Below are 1,786 nucleotides of genomic sequence, written 5' to 3' on the forward strand. Positions count from 1 at the left end.
ATCCGAGGGGATGGCACGGGCCCGGGCGCGTTTCCTATGCCCCTTGGGCCTCTTGCGTTTCCAGGAGCGCGGCCAGGCGCTCCACCGCCAGCGCGGTGCGCTCGCGGTCACCCGTCAGCGTCAGGTCGAACAGCAGACCCCGCAGCACGGCCATCACCAGCGTCGGCGTGACGACGTCCTGCGGCCCCGCGCACACCTGCGCCAGGTGCTCGCGCAGCACCACCAGCCAGTCGGTGACCGCCCGCCGCCCCTCCGGGTGGCGCTCCGGATGGGCCAGGTGGTCGGCGTGCACCTCGAAGGCCAGCCGCACGAACGGCGCCCGCTCCGGCGCGCTCAGCCACCGCCAGATCCCGCGCAGCCGCTGTGCCGCACTCGCCCCGTGCGCCGCCGGCAGCCCCTCGGCCAGCCGCGCGGCCCCGCGCCGGCGCGCCTCGGCGAGCACCGCCGCCACCAGCTCCTGCTTGCTGCCGAAGTCGTAGAGCAGCATCCGCGGACTGGTCGCGAGCGCCTCGGCCAGCGGACGCAGGCTCAGCCCGGCCAGCCCGTGGGCCAGCACGTAGTCGGCGGCCAGCGCCACGGTGCGCTCGCGCCGGTGCGGATCGGCCGGTCGTCCCATCGCCGCCGCCCTCCCTCGTTCAGGTCTTCCGAGTGTGCCAGTATATGAAACAGACGTTTCAACAACGGCGTCTTCGACAACGGGGGGAACCGCCATGCGGACCGATGACGACCTTGCCGCCGACCGCGCCCTGGTGCTGGGCCCCGGCGGCTACCTGGGCACCGCCTGGACGGCCGGCCTGGCCGCCGGCCTGCGCGAAGCCGGCATCGACCTCGCCGAGGCCGACCTGACCGTGGGCACCTCCGCCGGCGCCATGATCGCCGCCGTCCTGACGGCCGGACAGGACCCCGCCCGCCTCGCCACCCCCACCGGCGCCGCCCCCGCCCGGCGCCCCGACCCCGCCCTCACCGGCGCCGTCTTCGCCCTCCTCGGCCAGGGACTGGACCCCGCCGAGGCCCGCCGCCGCGTGGGCCGCCTCGCCCTGGACACCGCCGACCCCGAGGCCGAAGCCGACCTCGTGCGCCGCCGCGCCGCACTGATCGCCACCGACACCTGGCCCGAACAGCGCCTGCTCGTCACCGCCGTGTGCGCGGAGACCGGCGAACCCGCCGTCTGGGACGCCGCCTGCGGCGTGCCCCTGGCCCGCGCCGTCGCCGCCTCCAGCGCCTTCCCCGGCATCGAGGTGCCCGTCACCGTCGACGGCCGCCACCACATCGACGGCGCGCTGCGCGCCGGCACCAACGCCGACCTCGCCGCCGGCGCCCGCACCCTGGTCGTCGTCGACCCGCTCGCCCACCGCCACCCCGGCGCCGGCGCGACGCCCGGCGCCCTCACCCTCGTCCCCGACCCGGACGCCGCCCGCCTCCTGGACACCACCGGCCCCGCCGACCTCGCGACCTGGCAGGCCGCCTACCGCGCCGGCCACACCCAGGCCGCCCCCGCCGCCGCCCTCCTGCACGACACCTGGCGCCCCGTCACGGCACGCTGACCCACTCCACCGCGTACACCGGGGCCAGCCTGGCCCGGTAGAGGTGCAGCAGCAGGACGAAGACCACCAGCATCACCATCGGCATGCCGAGCACGCCCAGCAGCCACAGCAGGAACAGCGGGATCCCGCCCGGGCGGCTGCTGTTGTCCATCCCTGATCTTGCAGGGTATCCCCGGCTTCAGCCGGGGAGGGAATGCATCCTTGGCCCGGAGCCGCGAAGCGGCGGAGAACGCTGCGTTGTC

3 protein-coding genes are annotated in these 1,786 nt (G+C 76.2%); 1 reads left to right on the plus strand and 2 read right to left on the minus strand.

Annotated features, from left to right (window positions below):
- Window positions 1–34: 34 nt before the first annotated feature.
- Window positions 35–616 (minus strand): TetR family transcriptional regulator, encoded by a 582-nt coding sequence (locus tag ACFV4G_RS43450; RefSeq protein WP_380449192.1) that lies wholly within the window; start codon window positions 614–616, stop codon window positions 35–37.
- A 94-nt stretch (window positions 617–710) separates the two neighbouring features.
- Here ACFV4G_RS43450 and ACFV4G_RS43455 point away from each other — a divergent pair, with 94 nt between their 5' ends.
- Window positions 711–1,544 (plus strand): patatin-like phospholipase family protein, encoded by an 834-nt coding sequence (locus ACFV4G_RS43455; RefSeq protein ID WP_380449194.1) that lies wholly within the window; start codon window positions 711–713, stop codon window positions 1,542–1,544.
- Here ACFV4G_RS43455 and ACFV4G_RS43460 read toward each other — a convergent pair.
- Entirely contained in the window at window positions 1,531–1,695 is a 165-nt protein-coding gene (locus tag ACFV4G_RS43460) for a hypothetical protein (RefSeq protein ID WP_380449195.1), read from the minus strand. The genes ACFV4G_RS43455 and ACFV4G_RS43460 overlap by 14 nt on opposite strands.
- Window positions 1,696–1,786: the final 91 nt, after the last annotated feature.

The organism is Kitasatospora sp. NPDC059747 (genome assembly GCF_042732955.1).
In the GTDB taxonomy this organism is placed as follows: Bacteria; Actinomycetota; Actinomycetes; order Streptomycetales; family Streptomycetaceae; genus Kitasatospora.

Coding starts and splice junctions, on each gene's coding strand:
- ACFV4G_RS43450 (WP_380449192.1), bottom strand. CDS start 616: ATGGGACGACCGGCCGATCCGCACCGGCGCGAGCGCACCGTGGCGCTG.
- ACFV4G_RS43455 (WP_380449194.1), top strand. CDS start 711: ATGCGGACCGATGACGACCTTGCCGCCGACCGCGCCCTGGTGCTGGGC.
- ACFV4G_RS43460 (WP_380449195.1), bottom strand. CDS start 1,695: ATGGACAACAGCAGCCGCCCGGGCGGGATCCCGCTGTTCCTGCTGTGG.